Genomic DNA, 14,883 nt, shown 5'->3' with positions numbered 1-14,883 from the left:
GATTGGCTGTTTGATCGTGTATCTGTACTTATGCCTGGCTGCGGTTCATTACAAACTGGGCGATGGTTCGCACCATGACGCCTGTACCGCCTGCCGGGTTCATATCATTCGCGCTGGCAGAATACGCTGTGCCCGCGATGTCCAGATGTGCCCACGGCGTCTCTTCGGCAAACTCCTGCAAAAAGACTCCGCCGATAATGCCGTGACCGTAACGTCCGCCCGAGTTTTTCAGATCGGCAAAACGGCTTTTGTTCAGCTCGCGGTATTCGTCAAAGGTCGGAAGCTGCCAGAGCCGTTCACCCGCTTGGCCGGCAGCATCCAGTACCTCTCCCACCAAAGCGTCGTTGTTCGTCATGACACCGGAGCAGTAGTGGCCCAGTGCGACGACGATGCCCCCGGTCAAGGTAGCCGCGTCGAGCAGGCAGGAAACGCCTTTCTGTTTGGCATATGTAATGCAGTCCGCCAGAACGAGTCGGCCTTCCGCATCGGTGGTGATGATTTCAACGGTTCTCCCGCTCATCGTAGTGATGACGTCCCCAGGCTTGTAGGCCGTTGATGATGGCATGTTTTCGACACAGCCGATCACGGTCAGGATGTTTGCTTTCGGCTTTAGCTGCCCGATCGCTTCCAGAGCCCCGATCATGGCCGCTGCCCCGCCCATATCCGATTTCATGTCCTCCATGCCGGCTACCGGCTTGATGGAAATACCGCCCGTATCAAAGGTAACGCCTTTTCCGATCAGACCGATGACGTCTTCCCAGTTTTCCTTGCCCTGGTATTTGACGGCGACGACGAACGGCTCCTCCGCGCTTCCCTTTGCAACGGACAGAACGCCGCCCATCCCCAATTCCTCCAGTTTATCTTTTGCCAGCACTTCATACTCCATACCGTAGCGCTCGGCGACAGCCACGACAGCGTCCTTCAACGCGGTCGGTGTCAAGTAATTGCCGGGCTCGTTGACAAGCGTGCGGGCCAAATTGGTTCCCTGCGCCAGCGCCTCGCCGCGCATCACGCCGACCATAGCGGTCGCGGCTTCCTCATCGCTGCCGACCAGAAGCTGAACGGTGCTGAGCGGTTCCGCTTCGCGCTTCGGCTTTTGACGGTAGCCCTCGTAATGGTACGAAGCGAGCCCAAACGCTTCTGTCATCGCCTGAGCCAGACGGTCCAGCTCCAGACTTCCCTTCGTCCGCACATCGATCGCAACGAGCTTTTCCTTTCCCTTCGTCGTGGAAACCTTGGCTGCGCGTCCCCATGCAGCCCGTGCCGAAACGAAGTCAAACGACTCGGGATTGCCCATGCCGGCGATGATTAATTTTTTTGCCGCCAGTTTTCCCATCGTGTGAACAATAGCCACTGTCTTCGCTTCGCCGCTGAACTCCTTATCCGCTTGCATCGCGGCAAGACCGCCGTCAAAGCGTTGGTCCAACTCCGGATACGCCGCCGCAATCTCCTCTCCTTTCCAGAGAGGAATGATCAACTCGTCGCAGGCGACGTTCCACCCATCCATACGTTTTTCTACAGTGACGTTCATATACTCTTCCTTCTTTCTCTGTGATAGGATACAATTATGGGCACATTTGTTTTCCGATTTTCAGCGCGTGCCCAGCGTCAGGTGCAAGTCAGGAAACGGCATCGCCTTTGCCTCTGTGTACGGGATGGCATTCTCCTCGGGAAGTGCTGCTATGCATTCATTCAGAAAAGCAAGCACGGCAGATACGTCCAGATCCCAGTGCCTGGGCGCATAGGGCGTCAGGTACTTGCGGCTGTTTTCGAACATCCAGCGCGCTCCCTTGATGTTGCCGCCGGAGAAATGGTACAGCCCGACTGCCATCTGCAGGAGTCCCTGAAGGAACTTGTTGGATTTATCCTCCATCCAGATTTCTTCCAGCAGATCGTGACACTCGTAGTATTCTTTTTTATTGAACAAATCAATAAACTGGAGATACTGCTCGGGGTAACTCATAAGCGTTGCCTCCGTTTCAAACCTTCCATCTTTATGGTAACACAGATTGGCTTGTCTCGAAATCCCAACGAAAACTTCACGGATGAGCATAACGCCGTTCTGTTACAATAATCTCTAGAAGTGCACAGCAGAAAGGAATGGATTTTCACTATGGCAGCGATATTTGACAACTTTCCCTTATGGGCGGCTTTGATTGCCATAGGAATTGCCCAGTTTGTCAAGATTCCCCTTACTTACTTTGCCACCAAGACGTGGCAGTGGTCGCTTTTGTTCAGCACAGGCGGTATGCCCAGTTCTCATTCCTCAGCTGTTACCGCACTGTCCACAGCAGTCGGCATTCGCGAAGGCTTCACCAGCAGCATGTTTGCCATTTCTGCCATTATCGGCATCATCGTCATGTTTGATGCGGCTGGCGTTCGCCGCCATGCAGGAATGCAGGCTGTCGTTCTGAATAAGCTGGTAGATGAATTCAATCACCTTCTGGAAGGCATGAAAACCTTCAAGGTCCGTCCGAATCAGGAAAAGGCCCAGAAGCTGAAGGAACTGCTCGGTCACCAGCCGATCGAGGTGCTTATCGGCGGATGGCTGGGAATCGTGATCGCCATTATCGTCGATCGTCTCTTCTATGCATAAGCAGGCGACAGAAAGACCAGGAGACGAAAAATCTGTCCTGGTCTGATCTTTACACAACCGGAGGGGGAAGGGTTATGCGGATCGTTTCCATCTGTCCGAGCAATACGGAGATTCTCTATTATCTGGGGTTGAAAGAGGAAGTGGTGGGGCTGGATGATCACTCTGACTGGCCAGGCGAGTGGCAGCATTTGCCTCGCGTCGGACCTGACCTGACCATCGACATGGAAAAGGTGGAAGCCCTCAAACCGGATTTGGTCGTAGCTTCGCTCAGTGTCCCTGGAATGGAAAAGAATGTGGAAGCATTGATTGCCCGCCGGATTCCCCATATCGTCCTCAACCCGCAGCGTTTCACCGACATCCCGCGGGATATCCGGCTCGTCGGGGAAGCGACCGGCAGACACCTGGAAGCAGAGCGGCTTGCCAATCACTTTGTCGAAAGATCTGAAACCATCAGGCAAACAGCGTTGGCTGCTGAAACTACGCCAAAGCTCTACTGGGAGTGGTGGCCCAATCCGATCTACACCCCGGGCCGGGACAACTGGCTGACGGATGTAAGCGAGATCGCCGGCGCCATGAATGTGTTTGCCGATTTTTCCGTCCCCAATGTAAAAGCGACCCGCGAGATGGTCCTGGAACGCAATCCCGACCATATTTGCGTAGTCTGGTGCGGCATTGAGCTTCGAAGGATTAAACCGGCTATGATCACTGATCGCCTTGAATGGCAAGAGATGGCGGCTATTCGGAAAAAGCAGGTGCACCTTTTGGAAGAAGGCCTCTACTGCAGGCCCTCTCCGCGTATCCTGGACGGATTGGAGCGTCTTGTCTCCCTGATCCACCCCGAGCTCGCCGAAAAGCTGCCCGCTTCTCGAAACTAAGCTTTGCATGGAACGCTGCAAGATTTTGATCAGAGCTCATGCGAAAAAGGATTTGCCAGCTGAAATAGCTAAAGCAAATCCTTTTTTAAAAGTCACATTCGTTTGCTTTCGATCACACTAGTCAATAGGTTCGGCCATCGCCGCAATCCCTTTTTCATTCAACCCTTGCATCATCGCCTCTGTTACTTTCCCGTCGCCCCGGCGGACCAGGTATACGTCTACGGACTTCTTCCCCCACTGCTTGAATACATCCTGCTTGGTTTCAAAATACAGGTCGATTTTGTTGCCGCGTATAGCCCCTCCTTTGTCAGCGACAACTCCGTAACCATAGCCGGGGATGTACAACACTGTCCCCAGTGGAAACACGCGCAGATCAGCAGCAATGGTGGAGTATTCGCCACGACGGACCTTCACGCCTGAATATGTAATCCCGTAGGATGGATGACTCGGATGTTTCCCCGTTGATTCATATCCGGCGTAGTATCCGGTAGCGACAACGCGGATTTTCGGATATTGCTCCAGCATCGCATCTGCTTTGTCGATGACCTGGCTAAATGAACTGGTGGAGACAGCCCGTTTTTTCACGACCTGCTGCCCTTCCCTGGTTTCCCTGATTCCATAAGCGGTCTGGACAGATCGATCACCGATCGCGTTGTAGCCCAATCCATCGCTCGCAAAGCCTGTCAGGACGGTTACAGCCAAAACGATGACACTAACCAATCGCTTCACATTCATTCTGTAAAAAACCTCCTCTCGCTACTAATCTTGTCCCGGAGAGGAGGAAACTATACACAAATTCAACCAGAAGCTGAAATATTCGGGATAGTTTGGGCGGTTTGCGTTTCTTTTTTGAGGCTTTTCATCGGTGGAAAAACGGTTGGTTCAGACTGTTGTGGAGGAGATGAAAAAGGAGAAAACCGCGGCAGGTTCGGTGGGACACTTCTTGGATGCGGATACTGTCCGGCTTGCGAGCAAAAGCGGAACTGCGTCCAAAAGCAGCCCATTCCTCGAAGTCTCTCAGGTTGGACGCAAATGCCGTTCCACTTTTGCTCGCAAGCCTGGGCAGGTGTCCCAAAGACCTTTGCGGTTTTCTCCTTTTTCATCTCTACAGCTGTTGGGTTTTTCGTTGCTTTTCTTAGAAAGTTAAAAAAGTGGGGAATCGTCTCGTCTAAGAAGTAAGGAAAAACTGCCCCTCATCACTGAATTGATGAACTACTACTATTGGATCTCCCTGACCTCTCCGGTTGTTGCATCAATTCCTAACTTATAACTCTTCTCTTCATTGTAAATGTAATGATAGATTTGAATGATCCACTCTGTTTCGTTTGTGCTCACATTCTGGATAATGATCGTTCCCGGTCTATTTGTAAGGTTCTTTATATAAATGATAGCAGCTTGTATGGCTGTTTTTTGGAGCATGGGGGAATCAGGATGCTTCACATCATCTGCAATTATCAATTTACTCAGGTCTGTAGACGCTGGATACGATTCTAAAGAATGTGAAGTTGACCACGTTTCGACCTTAGACCCTACTTCAGCATCGGTAAACAAAGCTGGATTACTATTATTGTCAAGGATTATCGCATCCTTGTTCAACGAGTACCATTCAGCTTCATAATCCTCACCCTGTTTTGTTTCATCACTTTCAACTACAAGAAGTCTGTTTTTTTGGTAATCTGCCTCTACGACGAATCCTGTAAGACCTTTACGTTCGACTGTAGATTTATCATTTGAGCATCCTGTTGCCAGGAGTGTGAAGGTAGTTAACGTTACAATCGATATAACCCTTTTCATAACTCCTCCTTATTCGCGTCCTCTTAAATGGGTTATTCGTTTTGTTTCATGTACATAAATAATATCAAAAATTACCTGTCTGTCCTGTCTTTCCCGCTTCCTGATCATTCGTAAATCAACCGCTACAGAGAAGCATATTTCCAGTCAAAGCGACTAGCGAAGTCCATCCCAGCGGAACAACGATTCGCGGGAATCAGGAGCGTAACCTGATTCCGCTACGAAGCGGCTGCCACTTTTACGCTCCCCCGCGAATCGTTGTGTAGCGGACAGTCTGCGCTTCCTCGCAGGACGAAGACCGGAGCGCAGGACTGGAAATATGCTTCTCTCCCCCGCAGCCGCTTTCCAAGCGCTTTTAAAAAAAGAAAAAACGAACCCGAGTAAGGTCCGCTTTCTAAGTCAGTTAAAACATCCGATATCCTTTTTTCCGAAGTGTCTGGATCGTCCAGCCGCTGGCCACCGCTCCGATCAGGCCGACGCCGAGAATGATGGAGTCCCAAAGGCCGGGAACGATGTTTTTGTAGATCAATGCGCCCACGACCACTCCGAAGACGAGGATGACGGGCATCCAGGTGGTACGCAATATCATGTTTATAATAAAGCCGATCCCGAATCCAAGCACAGCAAACAAGACAACAGACACCACAAATTGCAGCAAGCTCATGAGCTTTTAGACCTCCTGCTCTCTTCCGACAGAAATGGGACCGCGGCAGCCGACGGCCCGTTATCGCTTCTAGTCTATCGAAATCAAAGCATAAGGTCAATTGGGAAACTGGGGCTTGCCTCGCTTTTGGCGGCGCACAAAAAAAGCCGACTTTCATCGGCTTCTCAAAGACTTCCCTCATCGATTGCCGGCAGCTGCGGACATCTCCTCCGAGTGGGCACCCGAGCCCTCGCATCCCGGACAGTTTTCTGTCCCACCCAGCAGCAATTGAAAATAGCCTTGTCCATTGCAGTATGGGCATTGTTCCTGTTCTTTTCTCATGATGATCGCTCCTTTCCCATGGCGCCGGGTTCGCATAACCGACATTTTTTAAAATTCTGATTTTTTGGATGTGTCTAACTATATCAGAAAAAGACAGCATTCTTCAACTGAAAAAAGCGAGGAAAAACAGAAAAAAACCGCTATGTAAGCGGCAACAATGGCTGTTATCTAGCGTATACTCACGATTGCGAGAAGATTTTATAGCGTGTGTATTGAAAAACGGGGTCGATCGGGTATTCGTCTCCGGCCAAGCTCTGTTCTCGCTTCTGGTACGTGGGCAGGATGATTTTCAAATAGGTCGAGGAAAGCGGATCTTCCAGAAGCTGCCGGATCGGCACAAAGGCTGCCACCTCGATTTCCCCTTCCTGCGGACGCGGTTCACCGCTGACATAATCCATCCAGAAGACCACCATATTGTCGCTGATCGTATCGCGGATGACTCCGGAGCGGACGGCTGCCAACCGCCGTATTTCCGCGCGTATTCCAGTCTCCTCCCAAACTTCTCTCACGGCGGCTTCATCTACGGTCTCCCCCGGCTCCACAAATCCGGCCGGAAAGGACCACTGTCCTTTGAGACCCCCGTACGTTTTCTTCACGACCAGCGCCTCTTCGCCGCGAATCACAATTCCGCAGGCGCCCAGCCATACATTCGTCTTTCGCACACGGTCTCCCACCTTTCTTTCGTCAGTATAGCGAAACCGGTTGTACAGCGCCAGCTCGGAACATACGATTTGGCACCGAAACGCAAGCCCGGATGTCTTCAAAACAAGGAAGCTCCGTGTGAGGCATTTCAAGTAACAGCCGGCCCATTTGGCTCGTTCCTCCAATGAAAAACCCCCGGCTTCTGGTTCGCCGAGGGCATCTTCGAGTCATCTATTCGCTAGCTTGGTCAATCGTCGTCCTCATCCAGAAGTCCGTTGTCAATCATGTAGCGAAGGTTTTCCCGGTCGCGTTCGCGGCCCTTTTCCTTCAAACGATCAATCGCTGGCAGGATGAGTATGTCCACTTCCCGCTGAATATGATGGGCGAGATCGTGGCGCCCCTGGTCTTCCAGGTAGGCGCCTACGTCCATCAGCGCGTTGTAGCGCTCCATCTCTTCGCGGGTCATCAATCCTCTGACCTGGATACTGGCGTGGCGCATAGGTTTCTCCTTTTACAGGCGCACTTTTTTCAGAGCGAGACCAACGCCGCCGATTTTGTACAGGTAGCGCAGATCGCTCGCTTTTTTCATCAGTGCGGCCGAGGTGCCGAACAGTTTTTTCGTGCCGACCATACCGATTCCTTCGCCTTTTCCGAGCGAAGCAAGAGATCCTTGGAGAGCTGGCTTGAACGGCATCATCACTTCGCCGCGAATGAGAGCCGCCAGATTGTCACCGAGCGCTTCCCCTTCTTGTACGGCAATCTGAGCAGTCGGCGGATAAGGACGGCCTTCATCGTTGAAAATCAGGGCGCAGTCGCCGACGACGAATACGTTGTCGTACCCTGGAGCACGCAGGAACTCGTCTACTTTGACACGTCCGCGCATGACTTCAAATCCGGATTTTTCCACGATGCTGTTGCCGCGAACACCTGCGGCCCAGACAACTGTAGCAGCCTTGATTTCTTCTCCATTGGCGAGCACTACGCCCTCAGGCGTGCATTGCTTGATCGCCGTTCCGATCATGAACTCGACGCCTTTTTTCTGCAGAATATCGACCGCGTAGGAAACCAGTTCCGGATCGAATCCTGGCAGTGCGGTTGGAGCCGCTTCAATGTTGTAAATCTTTACCAAACTCGGGTCAACGTCGAATTCCTGGCACAGCTCAGGAATGCGGTCAGCCAGCTCGCCGCTGAACTCAATGCCCGTAAATCCGGCTCCGCCCACGACGAATGTCAGGTAATCCGTGCGATGCGGTTCATTTTTATATTTCGCAAACATGTACTCGATATGCTCGCGGATTTGACGAACAGCGTTGATGCTGCGGATGCTGAACGCATACTCTTTCAGGCCCTCGATGCCGAAGGTTTCCGGATCGCTTCCGAGGCCGATCACGAGGTAGTCGTAGCTCAAAACGTTTCCGCTATCCAGTGTAACCGTACGCTCTTCCGGCTGGATCGATTGGACGGTATCTTTGACAAAATTGATTTTGTTCATGTCAATAATTTGATCGAGAGGCACGCGGGCATGATCCGCAGGTGCTGTTCCCGCAGCCGGCTCATGCAGCCAGGTCGTGATGTAGTGATAGTTGTGCTTGTTGACCAGCGTGATTTCTGCTTCATTGTAGTTGAGCTTTTTTTGCAGGTGCAGAGTGGTCAACAGGCCCCCGTACCCGGCGCCGAGGATGAGGATTTTGGGTGTACTCATGGATATCCCTTCCATTCATGAATGATAGTAATCCCTGAAGGTTTGTGCGAAATTTCACGTGATTGGCTACGCTTTAAGGTTCCCTTTTTGATCGCCAATGAATAAACGGAATTATTGCCATGTCTCATCCTATGCGGCAATCTGTGAAAAATGGCACAAACGCTGGGATAAAAAAATGTGTCAATTTCTTTACATTCAAGATCATATTAAGGGGAATCGACAAGTTTTGCAAGCCATATTTGCCTACGCTGTTCTTTTCTTTGCTTTTTTTCATTTTCAAGTATGGGTATAATAGGAAAGGATGCTTTCAGAATATTTCGGAGGTGCTTAGGTTGAATCTTCTGCAAAAGGACGAGCAGGTATACGACATTACGATTATCGGTGGAGGCCCTGCTGGCCTGTTCACTGCATTTTACGGCGGAATGCGTCAGGTAAGCGTAAAAATTATTGAAAGTATGCCCCAACTGGGCGGACAGCTTTCCGCTCTTTACCCGGAGAAATACATATACGATGTGGCCGGGTTTCCGAAAGTGCTTGCGCAAGATTTGATTAACAATCTAAAAGAGCAATTGTCCCGATTCAATCCGACGATCTGCCTTGAGGAAAAGGTGGAAAATGTCGAAAAGAAAGCAGACAACATCTTCGAGCTTACGACAGACAAAGGCATACACTATTCGCGTGCCGTCATTATTACCGCCGGAGTCGGCGCATTTGAACCTCGAAAGTTAGAGCATCCAGACGCCGTCAAATACGAAAAAACCAATCTGCATTACTTCGTTACCGACTTAAACTCCTTCAAAGGGCAGCGCGTTGCCGTCATCGGAGGCGGGGATTCTGCTGTTGACTGGTCCTTGATGCTCGAGCCGATCGCCAAGGAAGTCACACTCATCCACCGCCGGGATAAATTCCGTGCACACGAGCACAGCGTCGAGCTGCTCATGTCCTCCAAAGTAAACGTAACAACACCATACGAAATCTCAGCCATCCACGGAGACGAGAAAATCGAACGCCTCACACTCGTAAACAGCACCACAAAAGAAGAAAAGGAACTGGAAGTAGACGCCGTCATCGTCAACTTCGGCTTCATCTCATCGCTTGGCCCGATCAAAAACTGGGGACTCGAGCTGGAAAAGGGCGCGATCGTCGTAAATTCCAAGATGGAGAGCAACATTCCCGGCATTTACGCGGCAGGCGATGTCTCGACCTATCCGGGCAAAGTAAAGCTGATCGCCGTCGGATTCGGCGAAGCGCCGACAGCGGTGAACAACGCCGTGGGCTACATCAATCCGGATGCGAAGCTGCAGCCCGGCCACTCCTCCAGCATGGACAATTTCAAGGCGTAGACAAGATCAAAGCTCTGCCACCCTGTTGAAGGGCCGCAGAGCTTTTTTATGCTGCCGGTTCCCCGGCAAGCAGCAGACCTTTCGCATTTTTGTATAGACACCGCTTCCCCTGTGCAAAGTAGGGAGAGAACCAGACACGTAAAAGGAGTTATGCGCCTGATGGATCATCTCTGTCCCGTATGCAACGGTCTCCTCGATCTGCGCGAGGCATGTCCGCTATGCTCCCATCCTCTGGATGACAGCGGCCGGCTTTATGATTACTACGGGGACTACAGCCCGTACAGGGAGATCGAAGATTCAAAGCTGAGCAATGGCGTGCCCGATGCCCTGCAACATCGCTGCCTGCATCTCGGCTGGTGCCCCAACTGTTCGGAGGAACACATCCTGGCCGTAGAGGAATGGGACGAAAACACCCTGTTTCGCTATATGCAGGCTGCGAGCGACTAGGCATCGGAACTACCAGCCCGGCCGCTACCGCTTCATTCCCCTTTGCTGAAACGGTTAAACAGGTGTTCCGTTTTTTCCTCGGGGATCGGCGGTCCGTCATTGCCGATGCGAAGCTCGGCATTTCCGTTCTTTTGTCCCAAAGCAAGCGTGATTTTGTTCTGCGCATACCTCATTTGGTTGTCCAGAAGGTTCTCCACTGCTACCTTCCACTGCTCCGGGTCCCCTGATATGGTCACGGCTTCCGCAGAGCAGCTCCAGTCGACATCGGTCCGCTTCCACTTGAGCCGGTCCCACACCTCTACGACCAGTTCATCAAGGCGAAATAGCTTGCGGGAGGACTGCTGCTCCAAATATTCCAGCTTCGTTATGTACAGCAGTCCCCGAATTCGCTCCTCCAGCCTTTCCGCCTCTTCGTCGATCACCCGTACGCTCCCCGGTATATCTCCTTTTGGGAAGATGCCGTCCAGGATGGACTGGGCATAGCTGCGGATGACCATAACCGGCGTTTTCAACTCGTGCGAAACCTGCTGCAAAAAGGATTGCTGCTTCTCGTTCTGCGATACGAGCCGTTCGCGCATCCGCTCGATGGAGCCCGCCAAACGGCCGATCTCGTCAGCACGCTCCAGCACGAACGGCTCGCTCCAATCCCGGTCGGCGATTCGCTTGACCCGCTGTTCCATCTCCACCAGCGGTCTGGTCAAGTAACGGGCCAGCCACAAGCACGGAAGCCAGCTTATGAGCAGCACCGCCGCCATGATGAGAATAAGCCGCCACAACAAGGTACTTACCAATCCGTTCAAATACGAGTTCCAAACATAAGAGACCAGATAGATTGTCTTTCCGGCCAGCGTCTCTCGCCGGATTACGTAGTAGATCGACTCGTCCTCCACAGGCCGAACGTATTGCTGGACATCGGCCAGTTGTTCTCCGATATCCTCGTTCAGCATCTTTACAAGCGATTCGGGCAGTGCCTTCCCGCCGATCACCTTTCCATTTTCGCGAAAAATGACATGTGTGACGGCCCGAACATTCTGGCGTTCCAGCTCCCGCTTCAAGAGCCCCTTGTCCTCCCAGCCGTCCACGGAGGAGGTCGCATATGCAAGGAATACGTCTTGGGAGGCTTCGATCTGCGCATAAATTTCTTTGGTAAAGAAGCTGCGCAGCGCCCACGGAAACAGCAGCGCGAGCAGCAAGGTCACCCCCAGCGTAATACTGGCAAAAATGAGCCAAATTTGAACAGCCAACGGATAGTTTTTCATCGCTCCACCAGCCTGTATCCATACCCGTAAATGCTCTCCACACGCAGCTTGGGCAGCTTTTTGCGCAGCCGGCGCATCAAATCGTCGACGACGCGGTCACTGCCATCATATTCTTCTCCCCAAATCCGCAGCAGAATCTGTTCCCGCGACAGCGCTTGTCCCGGATGAGCGGACAGCAGCAAGAGCAAATCAAACTCCTTGGTGGTCAGCTCAATCTTTTGCCCGTCGATTCGGGCCATTCGGGAGCCTTCGTCGATTTCGTAAGGCGGCAGCATCCGCACAGACCGGCCAAGAGCCGCTGCTGTCTGATTGGCCGCTGGCGAGCTCGTTGCCGCATAGATCCGCTGCAGCAGCTTTCCGGCCCGAATCACCAGCTCCCTCGGCAAAAAAGGCTTGGGCAAATAATCGTCGCTGCCCATTTCCAGACCGATGACACGGTCCAGCTCCGCATCGCGTGCAGAAATAAAGATTACGGGAGTATGTGGCTGGCGGGCTTTAATCTCGCGAATCAGCTGGTATCCATCCACATGAGGAAGCATAATGTCCAAAATCCAGAGGTGCGGCGCCTCCATGATCGCAGCCCTTGCTGCATTCCCGTCGGAAAAGCAGCGCACCTGCCAGCCTTCCTTTTCCAGGTAGGAGGCCAGAACCTGGTTTAGATTCTCCTCATCCTCCACCAGATAAATCAAGTAGCTCATGTTCCTCTCCCCTTGCCTGACCATGTGAACGTATTGTGCTTGCTAGCAAGGCTTTTTTCAGCTATGTCGCAGCCTTCTGCAAGGGCAATCTTCTTCGTAAAAAGCAATTCCTGGTAAAAGCAAAAGGACGCGCACGGGACACGTCCTTTTTGCCATACGCTATTTTATTGTACGAAGCGAGTTCGGGCTCTGCTAGTTTTTCTTTTCTTCCAGTTTTTTTGCAAGCAGCTTGTTTCCCTCTTTTACCTCAGCCAAAAGCTTGGGCAGGACGATCTTGATCTTCGCGGCATCCCCTGATTCGATCGCCGCGTGAAACTCTGTATGAGTGTCCCTGTACTTCTCTTTTAACGCGTGCATCGCTTCTTTGTGCTCCTGATGCTGCCCTGCATCGTTTTGCTGCTTCGCTTTTTGCGCCCTGTAGGCCTCTTTTAGCCGCTTGCGTTCTGCCAGGGCAGCCTTCCACTCTTCGGCGCTCTCCGGGGTGTACTTTTCCGCGAGCAGCGTCAAGTACATCTGGCGATGAACCCCCATGTGGGAATGATGCAGACGCTTCATTTTATAATGCTCGCCATGTCCCCCGCCGTGTTCACCATGCTCCTGCTGCTGTTTGGTTTGGGGCGACAATCCATCCGAGCGGCTTTCCATCGCCAGAGCTGCACTCGGCACCGCCAGCCCGATCACAAGTGTTGCTGCCAAAAGCTTGCTTTTCCAACATTTCATCGAGGACCACTCCTTTTCATGCTGTCAGTAAAGTCTTGTCCTAGCGCTCCAAAATGCCTTCCAAAGGTCCTTGCGGCGGGTCTTCCACCTGGCCCGCAGCCGGATTTTTCAGCTCTTGCGGCATTTCGTCCTGATTCAGCCCCAGTGCCTTCACCAGACCCATCTGTTCGAGATCCTGCTTCGTCTTCGGCGTCCCCAGACGATACATCATGCGATAAATCTCCCGGAGGTTGTCGTCGTACTCGTCATTGTCCCTGTCAGGCATGTCGGTCCACAACGTGTGGCCATGCATCCACATCATAAAGTCGCCATGTGCGCAGTGTTCGAACAAATCGCGCATCATTCCTGCTTCCATCGGGGATGCCTCGATTTCAAAATCGTAGGTGGATTCCCCTTTCACATCCCGAATCTCGGCCACTGTCGTGCCGGACTGCAGCGTGATGTAGTACCGTTTTTTTTCCACGGACGCACATCCCTCCTTTTGCCTCCAGCTTTTCTCCTTTTTACCATGCTCGTTTCGGAGGAAAAACATGTATTTATTCGGCAAAGTTTTTCAGCGCAATCACCGCATTGTGGCCGCCGAAGCCAAAGGAGTTGGAAATGCCAATGGAAAGGTCGGCCCTTCTCGCCCGATTGGGCACGTAGTCGAGGTCGCATGCGGGATCGGGGTTCTCCAGGTTGATTGTCGGCGGAATGACGCCCTCCCCGAGGCTCTTGACCAGAGCGATCGCTTCCACTCCGCCTGCCGCCCCGAGCATATGGCCGATCATCGATTTGTTGGCCGTTACCGGGATTTTGTAGGCGGCCTCCCCGAACAGTCTTTTGATCGCCGCTGTCTCCGTCTTGTCGCCGATCTCCGTGCTCGTCGCGTGGGCGCTGATCAAATCGACCTCTTGCGGCTCTATTCCCGCTTCCTTCAGCGCCGCTTTCATGGCCAGATACGCCCCGATGCCTTCCGGATGCGTGGCTACCATATGATAGGCGTCCGAGCTGGCTCCATAGCCGATGACCTCTGCATAAATCCTCGCATTTCGCTTGAGCGCGTGCGTGAGAGACTCCAGCACCACTATGCCCGCTCCCTCGGCCATGACAAAGCCGTCACGCTCCAGATCAAACGGCCGGCTCGCTTTGGCAGGCTCGTCATTGCGGGTGGAAATCGCTGTGGCATTGCCAAAGCTGGCGAGCGAAATATCGGTAATCGCCGCTTCCGTCCCCCCGGCCAGGACGACGTCGCTCCCTCCGGCCCGGATCAGCCGGAATGCCTCGCCAATCGCCGTGTTTCCGATGGAGCACGCCGTCACCGGAGCCATTGTCGGACCGTGGGCGCCAAACCGGATGCTGATCATCGCGGCCGCCATATTGGCGATCATCATCGGCACGAGCGTCGGGCTGACCCGTCCAGGTCCCCGCTCTTGGAGCAGCGCTTCTTGCTCCAGCAGCGTCTGAATCCCCCCGATGCCAGAGCCGACGTATACGCCCATCCGCTCCCGATCCACCTTTTCCGGATCAAGTGCGGCATCCGCAAAGGCCTGCTCTGCCGCCGCCAGGGCGAACTGGCAAAAACGGTCCATCCGCCGCGCTTCCTTGCGCCCGAATCGCGCTTCGGCATCAAAATCCCGGACCAGGCCCGCTATTTTTGCTTTATGTCCATCCGTGTCAAACGTATCGATCCGCGTGATCCCCGACTCTCCCCGGATCAGCTTGCTCCAAAAAGACTGGACGTCATTGCCGAGCGGCGAGATGACACCCATACCTGTGATCACAACTCGTTCCATCGTTTGATTCCTCCCTGAAAATGTCTTTCTGGAAGTAATCTTGTCACACC

The 14,883-nt window shown here is 52.9% G+C and carries 18 protein-coding genes; 4 read left to right on the top strand and 14 right to left on the bottom strand.

Annotated elements, in window-relative coordinates; translation table 11 throughout:
- Nucleotides 1-28: 28 nt before the first annotated feature.
- Both EDM54_RS16580 and EDM54_RS16575 read right to left on the bottom strand, forming a co-directional pair.
- Nucleotides 29-1,531: a leucyl aminopeptidase gene (locus tag EDM54_RS16580; RefSeq protein ID WP_031931943.1), complete on the bottom strand. Its 1,503-nt coding sequence runs from the start codon at nt 1,529-1,531 to the stop codon at nt 29-31.
- 60 nt (nt 1,532-1,591) lie between these two features.
- Nucleotides 1,592-1,963, bottom strand: coding sequence for a DUF309 domain-containing protein (locus tag EDM54_RS16575; RefSeq protein WP_003389658.1), 372 nt, complete (start codon nt 1,961-1,963; stop codon nt 1,592-1,594).
- A 150-nt stretch (nt 1,964-2,113) separates the two neighbouring features.
- On the opposite strand from EDM54_RS16575, the gene EDM54_RS16570 reads away from it, so the two are divergent.
- Nucleotides 2,114-2,596, top strand: a complete 483-nt coding sequence (locus tag EDM54_RS16570) for a divergent PAP2 family protein (RefSeq protein WP_003389659.1) — start codon at nt 2,114-2,116, stop codon at nt 2,594-2,596.
- A 74-nt stretch (nt 2,597-2,670) separates the two neighbouring features.
- Nucleotides 2,671-3,471 carry a cobalamin-binding protein gene (locus EDM54_RS16565; protein ID WP_003389660.1) on the top strand — a complete coding sequence of 267 codons (801 nt, stop codon included), beginning with the start codon at nt 2,671-2,673 and terminating at the stop codon, nt 3,469-3,471.
- 117 nt (nt 3,472-3,588) lie between these two features.
- Here the strand turns inward: EDM54_RS16565 and EDM54_RS16560 are convergent, their stop codons facing one another.
- From EDM54_RS16560 to EDM54_RS16525, 7 genes are all read right to left on the bottom strand, one after another.
- Nucleotides 3,589-4,206, bottom strand: coding sequence for a 3D domain-containing protein (locus tag EDM54_RS16560; protein ID WP_003389661.1), 618 nt, complete (start codon nt 4,204-4,206; stop codon nt 3,589-3,591).
- A gap of 483 nt (nt 4,207-4,689) precedes the next feature.
- On the bottom strand, nt 4,690-5,265 hold the full coding sequence (locus EDM54_RS16550) for a DUF3221 domain-containing protein (protein ID WP_024983116.1): 576 nt from the start codon (nt 5,263-5,265) through the stop codon (nt 4,690-4,692).
- A 400-nt stretch (nt 5,266-5,665) separates the two neighbouring features.
- Nucleotides 5,666-5,926: a YuiB family protein gene (locus EDM54_RS16545; RefSeq protein WP_003389662.1), complete on the bottom strand. Its 261-nt coding sequence runs from the start codon at nt 5,924-5,926 to the stop codon at nt 5,666-5,668.
- Between the two features lie 177 nt (nt 5,927-6,103).
- The gene (locus tag EDM54_RS16540) at nt 6,104-6,247 is read right to left on the bottom strand and encodes a YuiA family protein (protein WP_003389663.1); all 144 of its coding nucleotides are present in this window, start codon (nt 6,245-6,247) and stop codon (nt 6,104-6,106) included.
- A gap of 179 nt (nt 6,248-6,426) precedes the next feature.
- The gene (locus EDM54_RS16535; RefSeq protein WP_024983115.1) at nt 6,427-6,909 is read right to left on the bottom strand and encodes an NUDIX domain-containing protein; all 483 of its coding nucleotides are present in this window, start codon (nt 6,907-6,909) and stop codon (nt 6,427-6,429) included.
- Nucleotides 6,910-7,136: 227 nt separating this feature from the next.
- Nucleotides 7,137-7,388 carry a hypothetical protein gene (locus tag EDM54_RS16530; protein WP_003389666.1) on the bottom strand — a complete coding sequence of 84 codons (252 nt, stop codon included), beginning with the start codon at nt 7,386-7,388 and terminating at the stop codon, nt 7,137-7,139.
- A 12-nt stretch (nt 7,389-7,400) separates the two neighbouring features.
- On the bottom strand, nt 7,401-8,591 hold the full coding sequence (locus EDM54_RS16525) for an NAD(P)/FAD-dependent oxidoreductase (RefSeq protein ID WP_003389667.1): 1,191 nt from the start codon (nt 8,589-8,591) through the stop codon (nt 7,401-7,403).
- Nucleotides 8,592-8,923: 332 nt separating this feature from the next.
- Between EDM54_RS16525 and EDM54_RS16520 the strand changes: the two genes are divergently transcribed.
- Together EDM54_RS16520 and EDM54_RS16515 are read left to right on the top strand one after the other, a co-directional pair.
- Nucleotides 8,924-9,934: an NAD(P)/FAD-dependent oxidoreductase gene (locus EDM54_RS16520; RefSeq protein ID WP_003389668.1), complete on the top strand. Its 1,011-nt coding sequence runs from the start codon at nt 8,924-8,926 to the stop codon at nt 9,932-9,934.
- 159 nt (nt 9,935-10,093) lie between these two features.
- Nucleotides 10,094-10,381, top strand: a complete 288-nt coding sequence (locus EDM54_RS16515; RefSeq protein WP_003389669.1) for a hypothetical protein — start codon at nt 10,094-10,096, stop codon at nt 10,379-10,381.
- 32 nt (nt 10,382-10,413) lie between these two features.
- Here EDM54_RS16515 and EDM54_RS16510 read toward each other — a convergent pair whose 3' ends face one another.
- The 5 genes from EDM54_RS16510 to fabF form a co-directional block, all read right to left on the bottom strand.
- Nucleotides 10,414-11,640, bottom strand: a complete 1,227-nt coding sequence (locus EDM54_RS16510; RefSeq protein ID WP_122958469.1) for a sensor histidine kinase — start codon at nt 11,638-11,640, stop codon at nt 10,414-10,416.
- Nucleotides 11,637-12,338, bottom strand: coding sequence for a response regulator transcription factor (locus tag EDM54_RS16505; RefSeq protein ID WP_122958468.1), 702 nt, complete (start codon nt 12,336-12,338; stop codon nt 11,637-11,639). Before EDM54_RS16505 ends, EDM54_RS16510 begins: the two co-directional genes overlap by 4 nt.
- Nucleotides 12,339-12,530: 192 nt before the next feature.
- Entirely contained in the window at nt 12,531-13,058 is a 528-nt protein-coding gene (locus EDM54_RS16500) for a hypothetical protein (protein WP_031931945.1), read from the bottom strand.
- 40 nt (nt 13,059-13,098) lie between these two features.
- Entirely contained in the window at nt 13,099-13,521 is a 423-nt protein-coding gene (locus EDM54_RS16495) for a hypothetical protein (RefSeq protein WP_003389674.1), read from the bottom strand.
- Between the two features lie 73 nt (nt 13,522-13,594).
- Nucleotides 13,595-14,833: a beta-ketoacyl-ACP synthase II gene (gene fabF, locus EDM54_RS16490; protein WP_031931946.1), complete on the bottom strand. Its 1,239-nt coding sequence runs from the start codon at nt 14,831-14,833 to the stop codon at nt 13,595-13,597.
- Nucleotides 14,834-14,883 lie beyond the last annotated feature (50 nt).

Source organism: Brevibacillus borstelensis (genome assembly GCF_003710865.1).
GTDB lineage: Bacteria > Bacillota > Bacilli > Brevibacillales > Brevibacillaceae > Brevibacillus > Brevibacillus borstelensis.
This window is presented reverse-complemented; position numbering and strand designations above follow the sequence as displayed.

Excerpts from the sequence above, each read along its gene's own strand:
- EDM54_RS16580 (WP_031931943.1), bottom strand. The coding sequence starts at position 1,531 with ATGAACGTCACTGTAGAAAAACGTATGGATGGGTGGAACGTCGCCTGC.
- EDM54_RS16575 (WP_003389658.1), bottom strand. The coding sequence starts at position 1,963 with ATGAGTTACCCCGAGCAGTATCTCCAGTTTATTGATTTGTTCAATAAA.
- EDM54_RS16570 (WP_003389659.1), top strand. The coding sequence starts at position 2,114 with ATGGCAGCGATATTTGACAACTTTCCCTTATGGGCGGCTTTGATTGCC.
- EDM54_RS16565 (WP_003389660.1), top strand. The coding sequence starts at position 2,671 with ATGCGGATCGTTTCCATCTGTCCGAGCAATACGGAGATTCTCTATTAT.
- EDM54_RS16560 (WP_003389661.1), bottom strand. The coding sequence starts at position 4,206 with ATGAATGTGAAGCGATTGGTTAGTGTCATCGTTTTGGCTGTAACCGTC.
- EDM54_RS16550 (WP_024983116.1), bottom strand. The coding sequence starts at position 5,265 with ATGAAAAGGGTTATATCGATTGTAACGTTAACTACCTTCACACTCCTG.
- EDM54_RS16545 (WP_003389662.1), bottom strand. The coding sequence starts at position 5,926 with ATGAGCTTGCTGCAATTTGTGGTGTCTGTTGTCTTGTTTGCTGTGCTT.
- EDM54_RS16540 (WP_003389663.1), bottom strand. The coding sequence starts at position 6,247 with ATGAGAAAAGAACAGGAACAATGCCCATACTGCAATGGACAAGGCTAT.
- EDM54_RS16530 (WP_003389666.1), bottom strand. The coding sequence starts at position 7,388 with ATGCGCCACGCCAGTATCCAGGTCAGAGGATTGATGACCCGCGAAGAG.
- EDM54_RS16525 (WP_003389667.1), bottom strand. The coding sequence starts at position 8,591 with ATGAGTACACCCAAAATCCTCATCCTCGGCGCCGGGTACGGGGGCCTG.
- EDM54_RS16515 (WP_003389669.1), top strand. The coding sequence starts at position 10,094 with ATGGATCATCTCTGTCCCGTATGCAACGGTCTCCTCGATCTGCGCGAG.
- EDM54_RS16510 (WP_122958469.1), bottom strand. The coding sequence starts at position 11,640 with ATGAAAAACTATCCGTTGGCTGTTCAAATTTGGCTCATTTTTGCCAGT.
- EDM54_RS16505 (WP_122958468.1), bottom strand. The coding sequence starts at position 12,338 with ATGAGCTACTTGATTTATCTGGTGGAGGATGAGGAGAATCTAAACCAG.
- EDM54_RS16500 (WP_031931945.1), bottom strand. The coding sequence starts at position 13,058 with ATGAAATGTTGGAAAAGCAAGCTTTTGGCAGCAACACTTGTGATCGGG.
- fabF (WP_031931946.1), bottom strand. The coding sequence starts at position 14,833 with ATGGAACGAGTTGTGATCACAGGTATGGGTGTCATCTCGCCGCTCGGC.